Origin of the sequence: Leifsonia sp. 1010, assembly GCF_031455295.1 — a bacterium.
In the GTDB taxonomy this organism is placed as follows: Bacteria; Actinomycetota; Actinomycetes; order Actinomycetales; family Microbacteriaceae; genus Leifsonia.
In genome coordinates this window covers 365,049-382,810 of the sequence record NZ_JAVDSL010000002.1, presented here as the reverse complement: position 1 = coordinate 382,810, position 17,762 = coordinate 365,049, and the positions used below count along the sequence as shown (strand labels likewise).

At 69.8% G+C, this 17,762-nt stretch carries 16 protein-coding genes; 8 read left to right on the top strand and 8 right to left on the bottom strand.

Annotated elements, in window-relative coordinates:
• The first annotated feature begins 330 nt into the window (after positions 1 to 330).
• Positions 331 to 1,092 (top strand): hypothetical protein, encoded by a 762-nt coding sequence (locus tag J2Y42_RS12575; protein WP_309859089.1) that lies wholly within the window; start codon positions 331 to 333, stop codon positions 1,090 to 1,092.
• 93 nt (positions 1,093 to 1,185) lie between these two features.
• Positions 1,186 to 1,857 (top strand): hypothetical protein, encoded by a 672-nt coding sequence (locus J2Y42_RS12570; RefSeq protein ID WP_309859087.1) that lies wholly within the window; start codon positions 1,186 to 1,188, stop codon positions 1,855 to 1,857.
• Between the two features lie 3 nt (positions 1,858 to 1,860).
• Here J2Y42_RS12570 and J2Y42_RS12565 read toward each other — a convergent pair whose 3' ends face one another.
• From J2Y42_RS12565 to J2Y42_RS12550, 4 genes are all read right to left on the bottom strand, one after another.
• On the bottom strand, positions 1,861 to 2,073 hold the full coding sequence (locus J2Y42_RS12565) for an Rv0909 family putative TA system antitoxin (protein WP_089875537.1): 213 nt from the start codon (positions 2,071 to 2,073) through the stop codon (positions 1,861 to 1,863).
• A 16-nt stretch (positions 2,074 to 2,089) separates the two neighbouring features.
• The gene (locus J2Y42_RS12560) at positions 2,090 to 2,749 is read right to left on the bottom strand and encodes a response regulator transcription factor (RefSeq protein ID WP_309859085.1); all 660 of its coding nucleotides are present in this window, start codon (positions 2,747 to 2,749) and stop codon (positions 2,090 to 2,092) included.
• Positions 2,750 to 2,860: 111 nt separating this feature from the next.
• The gene (locus tag J2Y42_RS12555; RefSeq protein ID WP_309859082.1) at positions 2,861 to 4,261 is read right to left on the bottom strand and encodes a sensor domain-containing protein; all 1,401 of its coding nucleotides are present in this window, start codon (positions 4,259 to 4,261) and stop codon (positions 2,861 to 2,863) included.
• Positions 4,251 to 5,819: a multicopper oxidase domain-containing protein gene (locus tag J2Y42_RS12550; protein ID WP_309859080.1), complete on the bottom strand. Its 1,569-nt coding sequence runs from the start codon at positions 5,817 to 5,819 to the stop codon at positions 4,251 to 4,253. The genes J2Y42_RS12555 and J2Y42_RS12550 overlap by 11 nt, the downstream gene beginning before the upstream one ends.
• A 177-nt stretch (positions 5,820 to 5,996) precedes the next feature.
• Here J2Y42_RS12550 and J2Y42_RS12545 point away from each other — a divergent pair, with 177 nt between their 5' ends.
• Positions 5,997 to 6,479 carry a Dps family protein gene (locus J2Y42_RS12545; RefSeq protein WP_020074922.1) on the top strand — a complete coding sequence of 161 codons (483 nt, stop codon included), beginning with the start codon at positions 5,997 to 5,999 and terminating at the stop codon, positions 6,477 to 6,479.
• A gap of 1,029 nt (positions 6,480 to 7,508) precedes the next feature.
• Here the strand turns inward: J2Y42_RS12545 and J2Y42_RS12540 are convergent.
• Genes J2Y42_RS12540 through J2Y42_RS12525 form a run of 4 tightly spaced genes read right to left on the bottom strand, consistent with a single transcriptional unit; the run spans position 7,509 to position 11,109 of the window.
• Positions 7,509 to 8,990, bottom strand: coding sequence for an amidohydrolase family protein (locus J2Y42_RS12540; RefSeq protein ID WP_309859076.1), 1,482 nt, complete (start codon positions 8,988 to 8,990; stop codon positions 7,509 to 7,511).
• Entirely contained in the window at positions 8,987 to 9,625 is a 639-nt protein-coding gene (locus J2Y42_RS12535) for an FMN-binding negative transcriptional regulator (protein ID WP_309859073.1), read from the bottom strand. The genes J2Y42_RS12540 and J2Y42_RS12535 overlap by 4 nt, the downstream gene beginning before the upstream one ends.
• Before the next feature lie 9 nt (positions 9,626 to 9,634).
• Positions 9,635 to 10,621 (bottom strand): DNA-formamidopyrimidine glycosylase family protein, encoded by a 987-nt coding sequence (locus J2Y42_RS12530; protein ID WP_309859070.1) that lies wholly within the window; start codon positions 10,619 to 10,621, stop codon positions 9,635 to 9,637.
• Positions 10,621 to 11,109, bottom strand: a complete 489-nt coding sequence (locus J2Y42_RS12525; protein ID WP_018190781.1) for a ribose-5-phosphate isomerase — start codon at positions 11,107 to 11,109, stop codon at positions 10,621 to 10,623. Before J2Y42_RS12525 ends, J2Y42_RS12530 begins: the two co-directional genes overlap by 1 nt.
• A gap of 100 nt (positions 11,110 to 11,209) precedes the next feature.
• Here J2Y42_RS12525 and pepN point away from each other — a divergent pair, with 100 nt between their 5' ends.
• The 5 genes from pepN (at position 11,210) to J2Y42_RS12500 (ending at position 17,736) form a co-directional block, all read left to right on the top strand.
• Positions 11,210 to 13,753: an aminopeptidase N gene (gene pepN / locus J2Y42_RS12520; RefSeq protein WP_309859067.1), complete on the top strand. Its 2,544-nt coding sequence runs from the start codon at positions 11,210 to 11,212 to the stop codon at positions 13,751 to 13,753.
• 134 nt (positions 13,754 to 13,887) lie between these two features.
• Complete coding sequence (locus J2Y42_RS12515) at positions 13,888 to 14,799, top strand: ATP-binding cassette domain-containing protein (protein ID WP_309859065.1); 912 nt, start codon at positions 13,888 to 13,890, stop codon at positions 14,797 to 14,799.
• Positions 14,796 to 15,662: an ABC transporter permease subunit gene (locus J2Y42_RS12510; RefSeq protein ID WP_309859062.1), complete on the top strand. Its 867-nt coding sequence runs from the start codon at positions 14,796 to 14,798 to the stop codon at positions 15,660 to 15,662. Before J2Y42_RS12515 ends, J2Y42_RS12510 begins: the two co-directional genes overlap by 4 nt.
• Before the next feature lie 8 nt (positions 15,663 to 15,670).
• Positions 15,671 to 17,065 carry a histidine kinase gene (locus J2Y42_RS12505; protein WP_309859060.1) on the top strand — a complete coding sequence of 465 codons (1,395 nt, stop codon included), beginning with the start codon at positions 15,671 to 15,673 and terminating at the stop codon, positions 17,063 to 17,065.
• Positions 17,062 to 17,736 carry a response regulator transcription factor gene (locus J2Y42_RS12500; protein ID WP_309859057.1) on the top strand — a complete coding sequence of 225 codons (675 nt, stop codon included), beginning with the start codon at positions 17,062 to 17,064 and terminating at the stop codon, positions 17,734 to 17,736. The genes J2Y42_RS12505 and J2Y42_RS12500 overlap by 4 nt, the downstream gene beginning before the upstream one ends.
• Positions 17,737 to 17,762 lie beyond the last annotated feature (26 nt).

Sequence of the window (17,762 nt, the reverse complement as noted above, 5' to 3'; positions counted from 1 at the left end):
GACCTAAGCCTCGGCCGCGAATCGCTCGAACGGGGCGGTCTCCGCGATGTAGTCGTTGAGGTGCGGGTGCGCGTAGTCAGTGTCCGTCGTCGCCTGCGACGCGTGTCCCATCCAGCGTCCGAGCATGTGAGGCACAATGCCCCCAGCGAGCATCAGTGTGGCGAAGGTCGTACCACCGGACCGTCGGCGGCGGTCCGAGTTCCGACACGACCGGGGAGCGGATCTGGCTCTCTTAGCTTCCCGAGCGTCCAAGACGATCTAAGTGCCCTCACGCCCTAGTGGCTGGCCACGCGATCCGTCTGCGAACCCCAACCGCTGTAGCGTGGTCGAGTGAATGCTTTGGTCGAGCGTTATTGGATCCCGATGGCAGGAGTAATACCGGTCATCGCCCTGGCGTTTGTCCTAGAGATCCGACAGCAGGCAAAGCGCATCAGCCCAGAAAACTCTGTCGGCCGACGCGTCGCCTCGGTTTATTGGGTAGTTGTTGGAATCGGCCTCGTGACCTCTGAGGTATCGGCCCTCAGTGCGATGTTCTTCGATCGGCGGAACGAAGTCGCGGCCTACATCGCACTTTTCGCAGTTGCTCTTGGAATGGCCAACGTGATTTCCGAACCCGTCTGGGCATTGTTCGGCGCACTAAACGCGGACCTACCGACGGTGGTCAGCCAGGTGAGGGGAAAGATGAGAAGTAGTGCTCCCTCATTCATCCGACGCCACATTGAGGCGAAGTGGCGGTCAGGGATCGAAAATGACCTCCAGCGAACCGCAGAACTCTTGACTCGAGTGCGCGCGTCAGCGTCCGAAGCCGCTTCAACAATGGAAGAGCTCCAGCAGTTGCGCGAGTTTCTGGCGCGCAGGGACCAGGGTTCGGTGGAGGCGCGGAATGCGTCTTTTTTCCTCGCATCTGCATCTGTTCTGGAACTAGAACGGTGGCGTCGTGAAACTTTCGACGTCTTCAATGACGTGCAGGACCTCATGGCGTCTACGCGGGCCCGTGCCGACCGGGGGCCATTCGTCGTTGAGGAACGGCCAGCCAAACGACCCGACCTAGGCATCGAGTTGGTAAGGAACCGCCTTACATCGATCGAGTGAACGTTTCGCACAAGTCACTCGGGAGACATGTAGCGATCCCATCGTTTTGCAGTAACTGATGCCAACGGCGCTGTCCCGCGCCACAATGCCCCCATGACGGCACCACCCCCGCCCGACGACGGGCTCACGGACGCGCAGCGCAGCCTGCGCGCGCAGCTGCTCGCGACCGAGCACTGGGGGCTGCTGGCGTCGCGAAGCACGACGCAGAGCGAGGTGCTGACGCGCATCGCGATCTTTCTGACGCTGGTGTCCGCCGGGCTTGTGACGCTCGGGTTCATCGGGCAGGCGAGCGGGTTCCGCGGGTGGTTCGGGGTGGCGGCGCTCGGGGTGCTGTTCGCGCTCGCGCTGCTCGGGCTGGTCACGGAGGTGCGAGCGTTCAACACGGCCAGCGAGGACCTCATGTACGTCGTCGCCATGAACCGGCTGCGGGCGGCGTACGTGGAGCTCGACCCCGGACTGGAGCAATACCTGATGGCGTCTGCGCATGACGACGAGATCGGAGCGCGGATCACGTACCACTTCTTCTATCCGCGTGGGCCGAGTCCCGTGCTCGGCAGCTCCATGATGATCATCACCATCGTGGAGGCGATCGTCGTCGGTCTGCTCGTCGGCGGGGCATCGTGGGCGCTCGGCGCACATCCCGTCGTCGCGGCCGTGCTCGGGTGCCTGGTCGGGGTGGCGGTCGTCGTGCTGTCCCTGCTGTGGGGCATGCGCACGTACAAGAAGGCGTTTCGGGCCCATCGGCCGCTGCGGCCGACCGAATGACCGCTATTCGTTGCCGACGTGCTTGTCGGCTTCGTCGCGCGCGCCCTCGATCTTGTCGTCGAACTTGCCGCCCGTGACCTTCTTCGCGGCGCCGGCGACGCCGTCGAGGAGCTTGTCGCTGACGCCTTCCGCCTGCTCGGAGTTGAGCGCGTCCTTGACCTTCGGGTCGTTCAGGAACTCCTGCGCCTTCTTGGTGATGTCGTCGAAACCAGCCATGCGGCCATCCAACACCTCAGCGCTGCAGGAAGGCCAGTACCGCCAGCACCCGGCGGTGGTCGTCGCCGGAGTCCTCCAGGCCCAGCTTCTGGAAGATGGAGGTGACGTTCTTCTCCACCGCACCGACGCCGACGACCATGCGGGCGGCGATCGCGGCGTTCGTGCGGCCCTCGGCCATCAGCTCCATCACCTCCCGCTCGCGCGGGGTCAGGCGCTCCAGCGGGTCGGTCCGCCGGGTCAACAGCTCGCGGACCACCTGCGGGTCGAGCACCGTGCCGCCCGCAGCGACCCGGGTGACCGCATCCCGCAGCTCATCGAGGGAGGCGATGCGGTCCTTCAGCAGGTAACCCGTGCCGCCTTCGCCGCCGGCGAGCAGCTCCTGCGCGTACGTGCCCTCGACGTACTGCGACAGCAGCAGGACGGCGATCGATGGATGCTCGCGGCGGATTCGCAGCGCAGCCCGCACACCCTCGTCGCGGAAGGTCGGCGGCATGCGCACGTCGAGCACCGCGACGTCCGGCATCAGGTCGGGCACCGCCTCCAGCAGCGTGTCCGCGTCGCCGAACGCGCCGACGGTGTCGAAGCCCGCCTCGTCGAACAGCCGGATGAGGCCCTCGCGCAGCAGGACGGAGTCGTCCGCGACGACGACACGCAGGGGGACGGATTCGCTCGGCACCCACCCAGCCTAGAGCGCGGGCCCGACGCGCCGGGTTGACGCGACACGCCGTCGCGCCGGGGTGGCGGACGGCGTGTTGCGTCAACTGGATGCGCCGGGCACGGTTCGCACTCAGGCGAGCGGGATGCGCGCACCGATCCGGGTGGGGCCGCCCTCGGGGCTGTCCACGACGAGCTCGCCGCGCAGGCCGCGCACCCGCTCCTCCAGGCCGCGCAGGCCGTGACCCTCGACGAGGGAGGCTCCCCCTCGGCCGTTGTCGGTCAGCCAGACGTTCAGCCACGCGGCGCCCGACGCATCCACCGATCGCTCCAGGAAGAGCCGGCCGGCCCGCGCGCCGGAATGCTTGGCCAGGTTCGCGGCGAGCTCCGCGAGCACGTAGTAGGCGTTCCGCTCGATTTCGGGGCTGAAGCGCTCCCCCGGCTGCAGCGACGACTCCACGGTGACCGGGATGGGGCTGCGCGCGGCGAGAGACTCGGCGGCGGCGACCAGGCCGCGGTCCTGCAGGATCGGCGGGGCGAAGCCGCGCGACAGTGCCCGCAGCTCCTCCAGGGTGTCGCCCGCCTGCTGGCGCGCCTCGGCGAGCAGCGTCGCGGCGGCGTCCGGGTCGTCCGTGAGTTTGCGCTCGGCGGCGGCGATGTCCATCTGCAGCCGGATGAGACGCTGCTGCGGACCGTCGTGCAGATCGCGCTCCAGCCGGCGCAGCGCCTGATCCTCCGCCGCGACGGCCGCACCGCGCGAGGCGGAGAGGTCGGCCACCTCCTGCTGCAGCTCCTCCGACGGCCACCGGCCGAGCAGGCCGCGCGCCACCGCCTCGTGCAGCAGCGTCAGACCGCGCGTCACGAACGGCAGGGTCGCGGCGAAGAGGATGCCGGCGATCAGGTACAGGATGCGGTCACCCACAGTCGGGTCGAACGTCGAGGTGGTGCGGAACACCGCATCCACCACCGTCTGGGAGAGGAAGAAGTCGCGGTCGCCCTGCGGGATGAACGGCTCCCAGATCCACCCGGTCAGGCCGCCCAGCGCGACCGACGCCCAGACGATGGTCAGCGTCCACGAGACGATGCTGACGATCGGGTTGATGAGCATCCCGTGCAGCAGGTACAGCCAGTAGTGGCCGTTCGCGAACGGCCCGAACACCGAGCGGAGGAACGTGCGTGGGGTGCCCGGCTTCTCCCAGACCGGTCGCGGGATGGACGGCCGTCCCGCCCAATCCAGTCGCGTCAGCTCGACCAGGCCGAACCCCCGAGCGGTGTAGAAGGCGGCGACGATGATGAAGAAGCCGACGTAGATCACGATGGTGCCGACGCCCGTCCAGAACAGCGACATCAGCACCGTGAGCCCGATGATCGCGATGGGCATCGTCAGGAGCAGGAAGCCGAGCTCGCGCGGCACACCGCGCCACAGCGAACCGTAGTTCGCGCGGGCGGGATGGGGCTGGGATGGCGTCACAGCATCCAGCGTGGCAGAAGGTCGGGCCGTGCCGGGCTGCCCGGTGTCCGTTTCAGTGGTCATGACTGGTGTCCTTTCGTGGGCCGCTTCCGCCGTGCGGAGCGGTGGTGTCTTCCGGAACGACGCCCGCGTGCTCGCCGGGGCGGACCACGACGAACTGGCCCATCATTCCGGCGTCCTCGTGGGCGAGGAGGTGACAGTGGTACATGTAGGGGGCGTCGGGGTCGGTGTAGTCGGAAAACTGCAGACGCAACCGGAACTCGGTCTGCGGTGGCAGGTAGACGGTGTCCTTCCAGCCGGCGAGCTCGGGCGGCGGCGGTGCGCCGCCGATCGACGCGATGCGGAACTGGACGTCGTGGACGTGGAAGCTGTGCGGCAGGTCCATCGTGTTGGTGACGACCCACTCCTCCGCCGTGTCGACGGTGACGGTCTCGTCGACCCGGCCGGACTCCATCTTCCGGCCGTTGATCTCGTGCCCGTCGAGACGGAAGGTGCGCGTGACCTGCGGTTTCGGCAGCGGCTCGGTAGGAGTCAGGGCGGCCGGGACCTCGGGGCGGTGCTCGAGGGACGCGGCGGCGCGCAGCTGCAGCACGTCGAGGGTGTCGGTGCCCGCGTTCATGCCGGGCAGCGGGCCGTCGAGCCCGAGGTCGGGCGGGAATGACCGCAGCACGGCATGCTCCCCCGGCTGCACGGCGACGACGATCTCGGCCCGCTCGCCCGGAGAGAGCCGGATGTGGTCCAGAGCCACCGGCGCCGGGAGGAGTCCACCGTCGGTCGCGATGAGCTGCACGGTCCGCCGATCTGAGAAGCCGAAGTCGTAGGTGCGCGCGGCGGAGGCGTTGAGCAGGCGCAGGCGGACGCGGTCGGTGGTCACCTCGGCGTACGGCCCGATGGCGCCGTTCACGACCAGGGTGTCGCCGATCGGCCCGATGAATCCCGAGGTGGAGTCGGTGAACTGTCCGTCGGATCCGAAGCGCTTGTCCTGCACGATCACCGGCAGGTCGTCGACCCCGTACGTGCGCGGGAGGGCGAGCGCCGCCTCCTGCGGGTCGCGGAGGAGGAACATCCCCGCCATCCCGAGCTGGACGTGCTGCTCGGTCCGCCCGTGCAGGTGCGGGTGGTACCAGAGGGTCGCGGTGGGCTGGTCGATGCGCCAGCGCGGCTCCCATACTTCGCCCGGTGACACCATCTGGTGCGGGCCGCCGTCCATCCGGGCCGGGAGGTGCATCCCATGCCAGTGGACGCTGGTCTCCTCGGTGAGGTGGTTAGTGACGCGTACGCGCACCTCGTCGCCGCGGTCGGCGACCAGGGTGGGGCCGAGGTAGGAGCCGTCGAAACCCCACGTCGTCGTCTTCTTTCCGGGAAGGAATTCGGTCGTACCGGCGCGGGCGTCGAGCTCGAACGTCTTGGTGCCGTCGGCTTCGACAGTCGGGACGGCGAGAGGCGGGACCGGCAGTGGCGTGTCGAAGTCGACCTTTCCGGCCGTGTCGACGGTTCCCGCGCCGAGCCCGCTGCACGCGGCCAGAGTCGCGGCCGACGTCACCGCGAGGGCGACCGTGAGGCCGAGCGCGATGAGGGATGCGCGCGGGCGGCGGAGCTTCGGCGGCGGTGTGGATGTCATGGTTCGAGCCTCGTCGCGCGCGGCTCAGCACCCCATCCCGGGCGCCGCCGAACCCGTACGGGGGTTAACCCGAGTCGCGTGGATGAGAGGGCAGGCTAACTAAGCGCAGCCTTCGCTTCGTTGCGGAATTCGCGGGCCTGAGTAGCGTTATCGCAGGCAGAAGAAAGGACGCCAATCATGACGGACATCGCCGCAACCCAGAGTGTCTCGAACCCGGACGTCGCAGCCGGGGTCGCCCAGTTCCTCACCCCCGTCGTCATCGACCTCACCGCCATCGTGGTCAACGGCAAGCAGGCGCACTGGCACGTGCGCGGGGCCAACTTCATCGGCGTCCACGAGCTTCTCGACACCATCGTCGACCACGCTCAGGAGTGGGCCGACCTCGCCGCGGAGCGCATCGTCGCCCTCGGCCTCCCCGTCGACGCGCGCCTCGGCACCGTCGCCGCCAAGACCACCACCGGCGAGCTCACCGCCGGGTTCCGCCCCTCCAACGAGACCATCGCCGAGGTCATCGCGCAGCTCGACGCGGCCCTCGCCGGGGTGAACACGGCGGTGCGCGAGCTCGCGGAGCTCGATCAGACCAGCCAGGACGTCGCGATCGAGATCGCCCGCGGGCTCGACAAGGACCGCTGGTTCCTGTTCGCGCACATCAGCGAGTAGCAGCCGCCGTACCCGGCGCGAGGGGCCGTCCGCGGATGCGGGCGGCCCCTTCGTTTGTGCGGGCCCCCGACGCTGAGATGGAGTAGTCGGCCTCACCTGCCGGGCGCCAGGGCGCCTGCACGACGGGTTAGCTCGCCTCGTGAAGAGCCGCCAAGTCTCCGACGCACCGCGGCCCGGATGGACATGCGGCACGACCTTGCACCGGTTTCCGACGCTGGGCGGCACGTCGCCGACCCAACCCCGCAGCCCCGCCAGCGTCGGTAAAGTGCCGCGGAGTCTCCGACACACCGCGGCCCGGATGGAGATACGGAACCACCTGGCGCCGATGTCCGACGCTGGGCGGCACATCGCCGACGCAAGCCCGCAGCCCGGCCAGCGTCGGTAAAGTGCGGCCAAATCTCCGCCGCACCGCGGCCCAGATGGAGATACGGAACGACTTGCCGCTGGTCTCCGACGCAACGCCGCAGCCCTGCCAGCGTCGGTAGAGTGCCGCGAAATGTCCGACACACCGCGGCCCGGATGGAGATACGGAACGACCTGGCGCCGATGTCCGACGCTGGGCGGCACGTCGCCGACCCAACCCCGCAGCCCCGCCAGCGTCGGTAAAGTGCCGCCAAATCTCCGACGCACCGCGGCCCGGGTGGAGATACGGAACGACTTGCCGCCGGTCTCCGACGCTGGGCGGCCCATCTCCGACGCAACGCCGCAGACCGGCCAGCGTCGGTAAAGTGCCGCCAAATCTCCGACGTACCGCGGCCCGGATGGAGATACGGAACGACTTGGCGCCGATGTCCGACAGTGGGCGGCACATCTCCGACGCAAGCCCGCAGCCCTGCCAGCGTCGGTAAAGTGCCGCCAAATCTCCGACGCACCGCGGCCCGGACGGAGATACGGAACGATTGGGCGAGGATGTCCGACGTTGGTGCCTAAGGTCCGCCGCGTCATGCGGGCGGGGACAGCTGATTCGTGCCGAATGTGCGCTTTGGCGGGCGCAAACCGCACATTCGTGCTGAATCTGCGAGGCGCGGGTCAGCGCAGGGTGTCGTAAGTGGGGCGGCCGGCGACGAAGGTGGCGGCGACCGGCATCGTGCGGAGGTCGGCAGGGGACGCGGTGAGCGGGTCGCGGTCGAGCACCGCGAGGTCGGCCGGCTGGCCCGGGGCGACGGTCGAGCGCACGGAGGCGGCGAGAGCGGCCTCCGGAGACAGGGACTGCTCGGGATGCCACGGCTCGCGGCCGTCGCGCGAGCGACCGACCGCCGCCGCGATCGCGGCCCAGGGGTCGAGGGGCGCGACGGGGGCGTCGGAGCCGAAGGCGAGGTGGGCGCCGGAGGCGTGCAGCTCGGCGAGAGGGAAAGCCCGGTCGGCACGGTCGGACCAGAGGCGGTCGGCGACGTCCCGGTCGTCCATCGCGTGCTCGGGCTGAACGCTCGCGGTCACGCCGAGGCGCGCGAAGCGCGGGATGTCGGCGGCGTCGATCAGCTGGGCGTGCTCGATCCGGCCGCCCGAACCGACGGCCTCGAACGCGTCCAGCGCACGGCGGTTCGCGTCGTCGCCGATGGCGTGGACGGCGGGGACCAGGCCGTGTTCGACCGCGAACCGCATCCGCTCGACCAGTTCGTCCGGGGTCAGGTTCGCCACGCCGTGGCCGCCGTCGGGATAGGCGTGCGAACAGAGAGCCGTGCGGGTGTTCAGCGAGCCGTCGGAGATCACCTTGAACGGGCCGACCGTGAGCAGGCCAGCCGTGTCATCCACGACGTCGCCGGTGCGCAGGCCCAGCTCTGCAGCGAGTTCCAGGTGCTCCCCGTAGATGCCGAACTCGACACGGAGGTCGGAGGAGCCGGATGCGCCACCCGCGATGCGCCTCCGCCAGACGTCGAGGTTCCAGCCGTACTCCAGGTCGACGATGCCGACCACGCCACGCGTCGCCGCGACCCGCGCCGCGTCGGCCGCCCAGCGGTCGAGCGTCCGGTCATCGGCAGCGGTGAGGAGGCTGGTCACGGCGAAACTCGCGTCCTCCCGCAGCACGGCGTCCGACGTACTGGGCGCGAACCGCGCGGCCGCGGCCGAGTTCAGCCAGGAGCAGTGCAGGTCACCCGCGATCAGTACGACCGGGCGGTCGCCCGCGGCTGCATCGAGCAGCTCGCGCGTGGGAATGTCCGGCCAGAGCGCGTCGTGGAAGCCGAAGCCGACGAGCACGTCGTCCGCCGCATCCGCCGCCGCCGACGCTCCCGCCGCCGACGCCCGTGACCGCACCAGCGCAGCGGCCTCGGCGGCCGACCCCGCCCGGGACACATCCAGGCGACGCGCGGTCTGCGCCCATTGCGTGAAGTGCACGTGCTGATCCCACAGACCAGGCACGAGCCAGCGACCGTCGAGCGCGATGCGCTCCCCCGCCGCGCCGCCACCCGTCGAAGCAGCCGGTGAGACAGACGCGATCCGCCCGCTGTCGAGCACCACATCCACCAGCCCGTCGCGCCCGGGAAGCCGCGCGCCGGCAAGCAGCACCGTCATCGCGCGGCGCGGCGCCGGTCGTGCACGAGACGCATCTCACGCAGCAGGCCGGCGCTGGCGTACGGGCCGTCGCCGCCCAGTTCGTCCATGATCGCGTCGACGATGTGGTCCGGGCGGTTCTGGCTCATCTTCTGCTTGGCGACCACGCGTGTGGGCGTCAGCCTTAGGCCGACGGTGCCCGAGACGATGCGTTCGGCGTAGGCCGCATCCTCCAGTGTGCCGCGCATGCGACGCGGCTCGGGCAGCTCGTCCTCGAAGTGGTCCACCAGCCTGGCCAGCACGTCGAGGTTCTCCTCGTCGCCGAGAAGCTCAGGAACACCCGTGAAGTGAGCGGCGATGAAGTTCCAGGTGGGAACCGCGGGCTTCTCGTCGTACCAGCCGGACGAGATGTAGCCGTGCGGACCCTGCACGATCACGAGCAGCTCGTGCTCCCCCAACTCGTGCAGCTGCTCATCCGGACGGCCGACGTGGCTGAGCAGCGTGAGCTCTTCCCGCGACTCGTCGAGGATCACCGGATAGTGGGAGGCGACCAGCCCTGCGGACGTGTTGCTCACGAACGTAGCCCATGGGTTCTCGCGCACGAGCCGCTTCAGCTCGGCCGGATCGGTCAGGGTGAAGCTCGGATTCTGTCGCACGCGGTCCCCTTACGCCTGGTCCACCGGGCACCAGTACAGCTTGCGGCCGCCCAGCTCCTCCATGAGGATGTTCGTGCCGCAGACCCGGCACGGCAGTCCCTCGCGCTTGTAGACCCAGTGGCGGTCGTCGCGGTTGGCCATCGCCTTACGGTAGGACTGCTCGTCGAGGTCGTCCATCGTCATCATCTGGCCGGTCTCGACGCCGATCCGCAGCAGATGCACCCAGTCGCGCCACAGCGCCCGCACCGTCTCCTCCGGCACCTGCTTGCCCGGCGTGTGCGGGTTCTGCCTGGCGCGGAACAGCAGTTCGGCGCGGTAGACGTTGCCGATGCCGCTCACAACGCTCTGATCCATCAGCAACAGCGCGATGGCGGTCGGCTTGCGGCGCACGATCGAGACGAAGCGGTCCTCCGCCTCCTGGCCGTCGTCGACCTGGGGATCGGGCCCCAGCTTCGCGATGACCGCATCCACCTGCGCCGGGTCGAGCACCTCGCAGGCCGTCGGCCCGCGCAGGTCGGCGACCGCGGTGTCGGTCAGCAGTCGCACGCGCACCTGGCCGATCGGCTCGGGCGGGAACGAGGTGATCTCGGCCTCCACCTTCTCGGACTCGGCCATGCGCAGCCGCGTGCGCCGGGGCGCGCCGATGGAGTGGAGCGAGTTCTCGCCCGCGCTGTCGAGGACGGGCTCGAGGTCGGTGCCGCGCTGGTTCGTCTGGCCCATCCGGCCGTTCGCGCTCGCGATCGTCGGGTCGATGCTGATGTCGCCCGCGAAGTCCCACGCCCCGTACAGGCCGAGGTGCACGCGCAGCCAGAGGTCGTTGTCGAACTCCAGGAACATCTGCTTGCCGACCGCCTTCGCATCGGTCATCACGTGGCCGTCGATGCGCGTCGCATCCGCGGCGAACCGCCCCTGCGGCGACGAGACGGAGACCCGGTGGCCGACGAAGTTGACCGCGAACTGCCGGGCGATGCGATGGACGGAGTGACCCTCGGGCATCAGCGGTCCACGTGCTTGCCCGCGATGTCGCCGGTGGCCTCGTACTCCGCCAGCTGGGCGATGCGGCGGACGTGGCGCTCCTCGAACGAGAAAGGCTCGGCGATGAAGGCGTCGATGAAGCCCGTGGCCTCTTCGACGGTGTGCTGGCGGGCGCCGATCGCGATGACGTTGGCGTCGTTGTGCTGGCGGGCGAGCAGCGCGGTGGACTCGCTCCAGACCAGGGCTGCGCGGGCGCCACGGACCTTGTTGGCGGCGATCTGCTCGCCGTTGCCGGAGCCGCCGAATACCACGCCGAGCGCCTCGACACCGGCCTGCTGGTCGCGCACCACCGCAGCGGCGGCATTGATGCAGAACGCCGGGTAGTCGTCGATGGGGTCGTACTCGACAGGGCCGTGGTCGATCACTTCGTGACCGGCAGCGGTCAGATGCTCCTGCAGGTGCCTGCTGAAGTCGAGTCCGGCGTGATCGGTGGCGATGTGGATGCGCATATCCACAGTCTAGGGACGGCCACCGACGGCGTCGGAACCGGTGGCTAAGGTGGACGGGTGGACACGATCCACCCGTCCGATCCCCTCGAAGGAGTCAGCGTTGCCCGGAGAAAACCTCACCCGCATCGAAGCACAGGAGCGCGCGTCGCTCGTCCGCACCCACAGCTACGACGTCAGCCTCGACCTGACGACCGGTCCGGAGACCTTCCTCAGCACCACGACGGTGCGGTTCTCGGCCACCGCGGGTGCGTCGACCTTCATCGACGCGATCACGCGCACGGTGCACAGCGTCACGCTGAACGGTGCGGAGCTCGACCCGGCGACCGTGAGCGACGGGGTGCGCATCCAGCTCGACGGCCTCCAGGAGGAGAACGAGCTGACCGTCGTCGCCGACGCGATCTACACCAACACCGGTGAGGGCCTGCACCGCTTCGTCGACCCGGTCGACGGCGAGGTCTACCTCTACAGCCAGTTCGAGGTCCCGGACTCGCGCCGCATGTTCGCGGTGTTCGAGCAGCCGGATCTGAAGGCGCAGTTCACGTTCACGGTCACCGCCCCGGCGCACTGGGCCGTCGTGAGCAACTCCCCCACCCCCGAGCCGCAGGATGCGGGCGACGGTAAGAAGGTCTGGTCGTTCGCTCCCACCCCGGTCATCTCCTCCTACATCACCGCGCTGATCGCCGGCCCGTACGAGTCGGTGCACAGTGAGCTGACCAGCCGCGACGGCCGCACCATCCCGCTCGGCGTCTACACGCGCAAGAGCCTCGCCGAGTACCTCGACGCCGACTACATCTTCGACAAGACCCGCGAGGGCTTCGCCTTCTACGAGGAGCGCTTCGACTACGCGTACCCCTTCGAGAAGTACGACCAGCTCTTCGTGCCCGAGTTCAACGCTGGCGCGATGGAAAACGCCGGAGCCGTCACCTTCACCGAGACGTACGTCTTCCGCTCGAAGGTCACCGACGCCATCAAGGAGCGCCGCGTCGTGACGATCCTCCACGAGCTTGCGCACATGTGGTTCGGCGACCTGGTGACCATGAAGTGGTGGAACGACCTGTGGCTGAACGAGTCGTTCGCCGAGTACGCCTCCACCCTCGCCACGGCCGAGGCCACCGAGTGGACCGAGGCGTGGACGACCTTCGCCGCCATGGAGAAGAGCTGGGCGTACCGCCAGGACCAGCTGCCCTCGACGCACCCGATCGTCGCGACGATCAACGACCTGGAGGACGTGCAGGTCAACTTCGACGGCATCACCTACGCGAAGGGCGCCTCCGTCCTGAAGCAGCTGGTGGCGTGGGTCGGCCAGGACGACTTCCTCGCCGGTGTCGCGCAGTACTTCAAGAAGCACGCGCACGGCAACACGGAACTCAAGGACCTCCTGGTCGAGCTGGAGGCCACCAGCGGCCGTGACCTCACCGACTGGTCGAAGAAGTGGCTCGAGACCGCCGGCGTCAACACCCTCCGCCCCGAGCTGACGGTGGATGCGGACGGCACGATCACCTCGTTCGCCGTGCTGCAGTCGGCGGCCGCCGACTACCCGACCATCCGTCCGCACCGCCTCGCGATCGGCCTGTACAACCTCAGCGACGGCAAGTTGGTCCGCGACGAGCGCTTCGAGCTCGACGTCGACGGCGAGCGCACCGAGGTGGCCGACCTCGTCGGCACCCGCCGCCCCGACCTCGTACTCATCAACGACGACGACCTCGCCTACGCGAAGATCCGCCTCGACGAGGAGTCGCTGAAGGTCGCGATCGAGCACCTCTCCGACATCGAGAGCCCGCTCGCCCGGTCGCTCGTCTGGGGTGCGGTGTGGGATGCGACCCGCGACGCCGAGACGAGCGCGAGCGACTACGTGCGCCTGGTGCTCGGCAACATCGCGTCCGAGACCGAGTCGACGACCATCCGCACCACCCTCAACCAGCTGGTGCTCGCCGCTACCGCCTACGTCGCCCCCGAGCGTCAGAAGCAGACGGCTCAGGATGCGGCGTCCGCGCTGTGGGAGCTGGCGAAGGGCGCAGAGGCCGGAAGTGACGCGCAGTTCCAGTTCGTGAAGTTCTTCGCGGCGCTCGCCTCGACCGACGAGCAGCTGGAGACGGTCGCGGCGCTGCGCGACGGCTCCGTGACGCTCGAGGGCCTGACGATCGACACCGACCTGTCGTGGGAGCTGCTCATCGCCCTCGTGGCGGGCGGCGCGGCCGGCAACGCCGAGATCGACGCGGCCCTCGCCGCCGACAACACCGCGAACGGCGGCCAGTTCGCCGCCCAGGCCCGCGCCAGCATCCCGACGCTGGAGGGCAAGCAGGCGGCGTGGGACTCGGTGTTCGGCTCCGACAGCCTGCCCAACACGATCGTCCGGTACACCGGCATCGGCTTCCAGCGCGCGAAGGACAAGAGCGTGCTCGCCCAGTTCGTCGAGCCGTACTTCGCCACGCTGCAGCAGATCTGGACCTCCCGCACGTACAAGATCGCGGAGTACCTGGTCGAGGGCATGTACCCGGCACCGCTGGCGAACGAGGCCCTGCGCGACGCGACCCGGGCCTGGCTCGACGCCAACCCGGAGCCGGCGGCGCTGCGCCGCATGGTGGTGGAGAACCTCGCCGGTGTGGAGCGAGCTCTCGCGGCTCAGAAGCGGGACGCACAGTAACTCGCGCGCACTGACGAACGACGGCAACGAGGGGCCTCACCGCGGTGGGGCCCCTCGTGCCGTGCCCGGGGCCGACCCGCCGTCGTACCGCGGGACGATGACGGCGCGGACCCGTCACCCCTAGTCTCGGAGTCATGATCCAGCTCGATCACCTCACCAAACGCTTCGGCGCGAAGACCGCCGTCGACGACATCTCCGTGACCATCCAGCCCGGCAAAGTGACGGGCTTCCTCGGCCCGAACGGCGCAGGCAAGTCGACCACCATGCGCATGATCATGGGGCTCGACCGCCCGACCCGCGGCCAGGCGCTCATCAACGGCAAGCGGTACGCCGAGTTCCGGTCGCCGCTCACCGAGGTGGGCGCCCTGCTCGACGCCAAGGCCATCCACACCGGCCGCACCGCATACGCGCACCTGCTGTCGCTGGCGGCGACCCACGGCATCCCGAAGTCCCGCGTCCACGAGGTGATCGGCATGACCGGTCTCGAGTCGGTCGCCAGCAAGCGCGTCGGGGGCTTCTCGCTCGGAATGGGACAGCGGCTCGGCATCGCCGCGGCCATGCTCGGCGATCCGGCGACGCTCATCCTCGACGAGCCGGTGAACGGACTCGACCCCGAGGGCGTGCTCTGGGTGCGCCAGTTCGCCCGGCACCTGGCGTCCCAGGGCCGGACGATCTTCCTCTCGTCGCACCTGATGAGCGAGATGGCGCAGACCGCCGACCACATCGTGGTGCTGGGCCGCGGCCGCGTCCTCGCCGACGCCCCGGTGGACAGCATCCTCGCCGCCGCCACCCGCCACGCCGTCCGCGTGCGGACGCCGCAGCCGGAGCAGCTCGCACGAGCCGTCGCCGGCGCGGACGTCGCCGTCACCGGCGTCGAGGCGCAGCTGCTCGAGATCACCGGCCTCACCGCCGCCCAGATCGGCGAGACCGCCGCTCGTGACGGGATCGTGCTCCACGAGCTGACCCCGATCAGCGCCTCGCTCGAGGAGGCCTACCTCGAGCTCACCCAGGACGACGTCGAGTACCGCACGGAGGTCAGCCGATGAGCACCGCCACACACCCCGCCGCCCCGGTCGGGCATCCGCACACCTCGCTCGGCCGCCTCAGCTTCCCGCGCGTGATCCGGTCGGAGTGGATCAAGCTCCGCACCCTCCGGTCGACCTTCTGGACGCTCATCAGCGCCGTCGTGCTCGTGGTCGGCATCGCCGCTCTCGTCGCGGTCACCATCCCCGAGAAATCGGTGCTGGTCGGCCAGGTGCCTGCGGGTCAGCGCGCGGCCATCGAGGCGCAGAGCGCCGCGTTCGCGACCACAGCCGCGACCGCCGGTCTGACGTTCGCCTCCCTGGTGATCGCCGTGCTCGGCGTCCTCGTGATCAGCGGCGAGTTCTCGACGGGCCAGATCCGCTCGTCGTTCACCGCGGTTCCGCGCCGCTTCCCGGTGTTCGCGGCGAAGACGCTCGTCCTGTTCGTCGTCGCCTTCGTCGTCGGCCTCGTGTCGTCGGCCGCGTCCTGGGCGGTCGCCGTCCCGCTCCTCAACAGCAAGGGATACGAGGGCGATCTGCTCTCCTCCGACACGCTGTGGGCGATCCTCGGCGCCGGAGCGTACCTCGGTCTCGTCGCCGTCTTCGCGCTCGGCGTCGGCGCCATCCTCAAGTCGACGGCCGGCGGCATCGCCGGTGCCCTCGGTGTGCTGCTCGTGCTGCCGATCATCGCCAGCCTCATCAGCAGCCTCACCCGCACCGAGTGGGTCGCCGACGCGCAGCACTACCTGATCAGCAACGCCGGACAGGGCCTCGCCGGGGTCGGCAACGGCACCCTCGAGCCCTGGGCGAACGTCGTGACGGTGCTCGTCTGGGCGGCCGTCGCGTTCATCGCCGGGTCGGTGCTGCTGCAGCGCAGGGACGCCTGACCCTCGTCGTGACCTCGGAGGCGACCACCACGCAGACCCCGGGCGGACTCGAACTGCCGAGACCGCCCGGGGTCGTGCGTCGTTTCCTGGCAGCGCATCCCCTGGCCGTCGACATCTTCGTCGCGGCGTTCTACCTCATCCCCTCGGTCGTCGGTGCCCTCGTCGTCTCGGCCGTCCACCCGACACCGCAGGAACTCATCCACCTCGTCCTGTCGGCCGTGGCCGGCGCTGCCCTGCTGGCGCGGCGGCAACAGCCCGCGGTCGTCTTCGCGATCGCGACCGTGCTGCTCGGCACCAGCGTCTTCCTCGGCCGCGACATGGATGTGGTGCCCACCCTGTTCGCGCTGTACGCGCTCGCGGTCTACCGCTCCATCCGCTCGGCGTGGGTGGCGTTCGCGGTGACCTCCGCCGTCACGGTCTCCACGCTCGTCGTGCAGGTGATCCTCACCCAGGCGAAGGTGTTCACGCCGCTCGAGACGGCCGCGATCCCGTCGGGCATCCTCGTCCTGTCGTTCAGCGTCGTCTCCGTGCTGATCGGCAGCAACGTCGGAAACCGCCGGCGCTACCTCAACGCCCTCATCGACCGCGCCCGTCAGCTCGCCCGCGAGCGCGACCAGCAGGCCGAGATCGCGGCGGCGGCCGAGCGGAGCCGGATCGCGCGCGAGATGCACGACATCGTCTCGCACAGCCTCACGGTGATGATCACGCTGGCGGACGGCTCCGCCCGGATGGTGGATGCGGCATCCGGGCGTCCGGAATCCGAGCGGACAGAGCAGGCCGAGCGGTCGGCACAAGCCATGCGGCTCGTCGCGGAGACAGGGCGCGGCGCTCTGGCCGACATGCGCCGCCTGCTCGGCGTGCTGCGCGACGGCGAGGACGGCACCGCCGCACGGGAACCGCAACCGGGCGTCGGCGAGCTCGCCGAACTGGTTGAGACGTTCCGCGCCGCCGGTCTGCCGGTGCGGATCACCGTCACCGGAGTGCCCCCGGAGGACATCGGACAGCAGCTCACCATCTTCCGCGTCGTGCAGGAGGGTCTGACGAACGCGCTCCGGTACGCCCCGACCGCGACGGCCGTGCGCGTCGTCATCGTCTTCCAGCCGGGGACCGTGATCGTAACCATCGACGACGACGCTGCGCTGCATCCCTCCCCCGGGCAGGGCTCCGGGCGCGGGCTGATCGGCCTGCGCGAACGGGTCGGGCTGTACGGCGGGACGCTGGAGGCGGGGCCTCGACCCGGCGGCGGCTGGCGCGTTCGGGCCGTGTTCGACGCGGTGCGCACGGCGGCGCCTGCGGCCACGACGACCGCTGACTCGGCGCCGCCGCCTCCGCCTCCCCCGCCCGGCGACGTCCCGGCAGTGACCGCGGCACCCGCACCGAAGAACCCGAAGGAGAACCCGTGACCGACGCCCCCATCCGCATCCTGCTGGTCGACGACCAGCAGCTGGTCCGCATGGGCTTCCGGATGGTGCTGGAGGCCGAACCGGACCTCGCCGTGGTCGGCGAGGCGGCCGACGGCGCCGAAGCCGTCCGGCTCACCGCGCAGGTGCGACCGGACGTGGTGCTCATGGATGTCCGGATGCCGGTGCTCGACGGCATCGAGGCGACCCGGCGCATCGTCGAGACCGACCCGGGCGCGCGGATCATCATCCTGACCACCTTCGACCTCGACGAGTACGCGTTCGGCGGGCTGCGGGCAGGCGCGAGCGGATTCCTGCTCAAGGATGCGCGCCCCGACGAGCTCATCGGCGCCGTGCGCGCGGTGGCGGCGGGCGACGCGGCCGTCTCCGGCCGGGTGACCCGGGCGATGCTGGAGATGTTCGCCGACCGGCTCCCGTCGGGGTCATCGCCGAACCAGACCGGGCACGACCCGGCGGCCGCCCTCACCCCGCGCGAGCGGGAGATCCTGCTCGCGATCGGCGAGGGCCTCAGCAACGGCGAGATCGGCGCGCGGTTCTACCTGACCGAGTCGACGGTGAAGACGCACGTCGGGCGCGTGCTCTCGAAGCTGCAGCTGCGCGACCGCGTGCACGCGGTGATCTTCGCGTACGAGCACGGGCTGCTGGACCGATGACCCGACCCGGCTCCGATTCCAGGCAC